Origin of the sequence: Streptomyces sp. NPDC059853 (assembly GCF_042731495.1) — a bacterium.
In the GTDB taxonomy this organism is placed as follows: Bacteria; Actinomycetota; Actinomycetes; order Streptomycetales; family Streptomycetaceae; genus Streptomyces.
Genome location: NZ_JBHWJL010000334.1, coordinates 1 through 5333, shown reverse-complemented (window position 1 = coordinate 5333; position 5333 = coordinate 1). Strand labels below are relative to the sequence as shown.

General features: G+C 71.2%; 4 protein-coding genes. 1 reads left to right on the top strand and 3 read right to left on the bottom strand.

The annotated features are described in order from the left end of the window. The 3 genes from ACFV5N_RS24285 to glgX form a co-directional block, all read right to left on the bottom strand. Window positions 1-841 (bottom strand): BTAD domain-containing putative transcriptional regulator (locus tag ACFV5N_RS24285; RefSeq protein ID WP_385603650.1); only part of this gene is annotated, 841 nt, incomplete at its 3' end. Between the two features lie 135 nt (window positions 842-976). Then, window positions 977-1585 carry an ADP-ribosyltransferase gene (locus ACFV5N_RS24280; protein WP_385603647.1) on the bottom strand — a complete coding sequence of 203 codons (609 nt, stop codon included), beginning with the start codon at window positions 1583-1585 and terminating at the stop codon, window positions 977-979. 42 nt (window positions 1586-1627) lie between these two features. Beyond that, window positions 1628-3850, bottom strand: a complete 2223-nt coding sequence (glgX, locus tag ACFV5N_RS24275; protein WP_385603645.1) for a glycogen debranching protein GlgX — start codon at window positions 3848-3850, stop codon at window positions 1628-1630. Between the two features lie 270 nt (window positions 3851-4120). On the opposite strand from glgX, the gene ACFV5N_RS24270 reads away from it, so the two are divergent. Then, window positions 4121-5332: an Ig-like domain-containing protein gene (locus ACFV5N_RS24270; protein WP_385603642.1), complete on the top strand. Its 1212-nt coding sequence runs from the start codon at window positions 4121-4123 to the stop codon at window positions 5330-5332. Window position 5333: the final 1 nt, after the last annotated feature.

Here is a 5333-nt window from a genome sequence, read left to right as displayed (position 1 = left end):
CGGCGGGGGCGGCGTGCGGGGCGGCGGGCGGCAGCGCGGCGGCCCTCGCCGCCGGGGGCAGGGCGGGCGGTTCGTTCGCCGGGGCAGGACCGCCCAGGTCCTCGCCGCGCAGGATGGCGAGTTCCAGTTTCTGGAGCGCGGGCGAGGGGTCGACGCCGAGTTCGTCGCGCAGGTACTCCTTGAAGCCCCGGTACTCGCTCAGTGCCTCGGACTGCCGCCCGGTGCGGTACAGGGCCTCGATCAGCTGTTCGCGGAACCGTCCGTGGCTGGGGTGGGCCCGGGTGGCGCTCCACAGTTCGACGAGGGCGGCGCCGCAGTCGCCGAACGCGAGTTCCAGGTCGCACACCCGCTCCACGGTGCGCAGCCGCTCCTCGACCAGTCGCGGTACCTCGTCGCGGTGCATGGTCGTGGAGCGGACGTTGGCCAGCAGGGCGCCCTGCCACAGGGTCAGCGCGTGCCGCAGGGCGGCGAGTTCGGCGGCCGGGTCGTCGGCGAGTGCGGTGGCGTGCCGGACCCGGGCGCGGAACTCGATGAGGTCGAGGGTCCGTTCGTCGGCGGTGATGCGGTAGCCGCCGGGGGCGGCTTCGATGGGGGTGTCCAGGACGTGCTGGCGTTCGAAGAGCCGGCGCAGGCGCAGGACGCAGGTCTGGAGGGCGGCCTTGGCGGTGGCGGGCTGGTGGTCGCCCCAGATCATCTGCTGGAGGTAGCCGGCCGAGACGATGGTGTTGGAGCGCAGCAGCAGGGCGGCCAGCAGGTTGGTGGGTTTGGAGGGTCCCAGGACGACGGTCTCGGTGCCGTCGGTGATGCTGAGCGGACCGAGGAGCTGGAACCGTACGGCCACCGCGCTCCCCCTCCCGTTGCGTCCTGTTCGGTGTCCCGAACGGTACGGACGGCCGGTGCGGCGCGGGGAGGGGTGGCGGCGTCAGCTTCTTGCAGGGGTGCTGCTCAGGTTGCTGTCAGAAGTGGCACAAGCGGGTCAGTTCCGCCAGGGCGCGTAGTGCGGGTTGTCCACGCAGTCGGACATGATCTCGGTGTTGGTGGTCTTGTCGATGGGGCAGGCACCGGCGATGAAGGCGGGGTCGATGCCGCCGGGGAAGGCGACTTCGGCCTGGTGGGCGTACCTGTGGTCGTCGCCGATGGTGGCGTTGACGTCGATGCCGCCGGGGGCGTCGATGTAGTAGTTGTAGGCGGCCTTGCGCCAGTCCTTGTACAGGTCGTGGTCGTAGGTGGTGCTGACGAACGGCGAGGGCTGGTTGTTCAGGACGTACGCCTGGAGGTCGTACTGTCCGGTCACGGTGTCCCAGGGCAGGAAGCCCTCTTCGAAGATGATCTCGGGGCCGCGGGATTCGGCGCGGTAGAGCTGGCGGCAGTTGTCGCGGTAGGACGGGTCGGGGGTGATCCGGTCGAGGTCGACGTCCTGGACGGCGGCGGCGTGCAGCTTGTCCTCGACGACGGGGCAGACCACGGCGGTGGCGGTGGCCGCCCCGGTGGTGGCGCCCGCGGTGGTGAACAGCAGGGCGAGCGGCAGCGCGACGGCCGCCGCCCGGCGGGTGATCCGGGTGGTGAAGCGGGTGGTGAAGGTCATGCCGCACACCTTGGCGCCGCGCCGGGCGCCCGATCGGCAACGTCACCCGATCGGGGGCGTGTCGGCTCCGGGTGGCAACGCGCGCAGCAGCAGGACGGAACGGGCGGGCAGCCGCAGGGCGGTGCCGCCGTCGTGGTGGCTGCCGGGCGGGGTGCTCTGCTCCTCGCGCGAGGTGTCGACGAGGAGTTCGTAGGTGTGCGCCCAGGGCGGTCCCGGCAGCGGGAAGGTGGCGGGCTCGGCACCGGCGTGCAGCAGGACGAGGAAGCTGTCGTCGGTGACGGGCCGCCCCTGGGCGTCGCGCTGCGGGATGTCGCGGCCGGAGAGGAACATGCCCAGGGTGCGGCTGGGCCGGTGCCAGTCCTGTTCGGTCATCTCGGCCCCGTCGGCGGTGAACCAGCCCAGGTCGCGCATGCCGCCGGGGCCGTGCCGACGGCCGGAGAAGAAGGCGCGGCGGCGCAGGACGGGGTGGGCGCGGCGCAGCCGGATCAGCCGCCGGGTGAGGTCGAGCAGCGGGCGCCAGGCGGGGTCGCGGGCCAGGCTCCAGTCGATCCAGCTGAGTTCGTTGTCCTGGCAGTAGGCGTTGTTGTTGCCGCGCTGGGTGCGGCCCATCTCGTCGCCCGCGACCAGCATGGGCACGCCGGTGGAGAGCAGGACGGTGCTGATGAGGTTGCGCAGCTGGCGGCGGCGCAGGGCGGTGATCTCCTTGTCGTCGGTCTCGCCCTCGGCGCCGCAGTTCCAGGAGCGGTTGTCGTCGGTGCCGTCGCGGTTGTCCTCGCCGTTGGCCTCGTTGTGCTTGCGGTCGTAGGAGACGAGGTCGCGCAGGGTGAAGCCGTCGTGGGCGGTGACGAAGTTGACGGAGGCGTACGGGTGCCGGCCGCCCCAGGCGTACAGGTCGCTGGAGCCGGCGAGCCGGGAGCCGAGGTCGCGGACGTCGGGGAGGGCGCCGCGCCAGTAGTCGCGCACGGTGTCGCGGTAGCGGTCGTTCCATTCGGTCCACAGCGGGGGGAAGGCGCCGACCTGGTAGCCGCCGGTGCCGATGTCCCAGGGTTCGGCGATGAGTTTGACGCGGCGCAGGACCGGGTCCTGGGCGATGACGGCGAGGAAGGGGGAGAGCATGTCGACGTCGTGCATGGAGCGGGCGAGGGCGGCGGCGAGGTCGAAGCGGAAGCCGTCGACGCCCATCTCCTGCACCCAGTAGCGCAGGGAGTCGGTGATCAGCCGGAGCACCTGGGGCTGGACGACGTGCAGGGTGTTGCCGCAGCCGGTGTAGTCGGTGTAGTGGCGGGGGTTGTCGGCGAGCCGGTAGTAGCCGGGGTTGGCGATTCCGCGCAGCGAGAGGGTGGGGCCGCGTTCGTCGGCCTCGGCGGTGTGGTTGTAGACGACGTCGAGGATGACCTCGATACCGGCGGCGTGCAGGGCGGCGACCATGGACTTGAACTCGCCGACCTGCTGGCCCCGGGTGCCGGTGGCGGCGTACCCGGCGTGCGGGGCGAAGTAGCCGATGGAGTTGTAGCCCCAGTAGTCGCGCAGTCCGCGCCGCAGCAGGTGGTCCTCGTGGGCGAACTGGTGGACGGGCAGCAGTTCGACGGCGGTGACGCCGAGCGAGGTGAGGTGGTCGATGGCGGCGGGGTGGGCGAGTCCGGCGTAGGTGCCGCGCAGCTCGGGCGGGATGCCGGGGTGGCGCCGGGTGAAGCCGCGGACGTGGAGTTCGTAGACGATGGAGTCGGCCCAGGGGGTTTTGGGGCGGCGGTCGTCGGCCCAGGGGTCGGTCCACGGGGTCTCGCGGTCGTCGGTGATGACGCCCTTGGGGACGTAGGGGGCGGAGTCGCGGTCGTCGCGGACGGTGTCGGCGACGTCCTGGCGGTGCCAGTCGCGGGCGTGGCCGTACACCTCGGGCGGCAGGGCGGCGAATTCGCCGTCGACGGCGCGGGCGTAGGGGTCGAGCAGCAGTTTGGCGGGGTTCCAGCGGGCTCCGGCGGCCGGGTCCCAGGGGCCGTGCACGCGGTAGCCGTAGCGGGTGCCGGGCCGGACGCCGGGGAGGAAGCCGTGCCAGATCTCGTGGGTGACCTCTTCGAGCGGGTAGCGGGTCTCGTGGTCGGTGGCGTCGTCGAAGAGGCAGACCTCGACGCCTTCCGCGCCGCCGGCCCACAGGGCGAAGTTGGTGCCCTCGGTGCCGCCGGGACCGGTGTGGAAGCGGGCGCCGAGCGGCTGGGGGCGGCCGGGCCAGACCTGGGTGCGCCGTTCGTCCCGGGGTGTCCTGGACACGTCCGGCCTCCTGAAGTCGGGTGGGGCGGTGGGGTGCTGACGGTCTCCCGGTGCGGGGGAACACCACTGTGGCAGGGCCCCTTTGTCGGGATTAGGGCATTTTGCCATGCCGGCCGGTAGGACTGTTGACATCAAGGCGCGGAACTGCGACGGAACGGTGACAATCGGCGGGCATTCCCCTGTGCACGGTGTGATTACCTGGCTGGAGAGGGGATTTCCCGCGGGCTGGACGTCCCCGGGCGTGTGGGTTGAGTGAGGGAGAACGTGAGCATGGTGCGCAAGCGGCCAGGTGGCAGACGTGCTTCCGGCGGGGTCGCGGCACTTCTCGGTGTGGTGCTGCTGGCGGTGTCGGCATGCAGCGGCAGCAGTGCCGCCGATGACAAGGGCGACGACGCGGGCAAGGGCAGCGGCGACGGCAACGTCATAGCCCTGTCCATATCCCCCGGGGACGGCGCCACCGACGTGCCCACCACGGGCGAGATCACGGTGTCCGTCGAGCACGGCACGCTCACCGGGGTCACCGTCACCGATCCCGGGGGCGAAGAGGTCGAGGGTGATCTGAAGGACGACAACTCCGGCTGGCAGGCGAAGGACCACCTCGCCAACGACACCGCCTACGAGGTGACCGCCACCGCCGAGGACGCGGACGGCCAGACCGCCTCCGAGTCGGCCACCTTCACCACGGTCGCCGCCGGCACCACCTTCTCCACCTCCTGGACCGTCAAGGACGGGGCCGAGTACGGCGTCGGCATGATCTTCTCGGTCACCTTCGACACCCCGATCGCGAACACCGCCGCGGTCGCCGAGGCGATCCGGATCACCACCGAGCCGGCCGTCGAGGTCAAGCCGCACTGGTTCGGCAACCACCGGGTGGACTTCCGCCCCGAGGAGTACTGGCAGCCGGGCACCGAGGTCGGCGTGGAGTTCCGGCTGCGCGGCGTCGAAGGCGCGGACGGGGTGTTCGGCACCGCGAGCCAGGACGTGAACTTCACCATCGGGCGCAGCCAGATCAGCGTCGTCGACGACGACAAACTGACCATGGAGGTCGTGCGCGACGGTGAGACGCTGAAGACCATCGACGTCACCACCGGCGCGCCGGGCATGGAGACCTGGAACGGCAAGATGGTCATCTCCGAGAAGCACGAGGAGATCCGGATGGACGGCGCCACGGTCGGCTACGACGGCGACTACGACATCCCGGACGTCCCGCACGCCATGCGGCTCAGCCAGTCCGGCACCTTCATCCACGGCAACTACTGGGGCGGCAACATCTTCGGCAACGGCCGCGCCAGCCACGGCTGCATCGGGCTGAAGGACGTCCAGGGCCGCGGCGACTCCGGCACCGACGGCGCCTGGTTCTACGACAACTCGCTGATCGGCGACGTGGTCGAGGTCATCAACTCCAACGACGACATCATCGCTCCCGACAACGGCCTCAGCGGCTGGAACATGAGCTGGAGCGAGTGGGGCGCGGGCCAGTAAC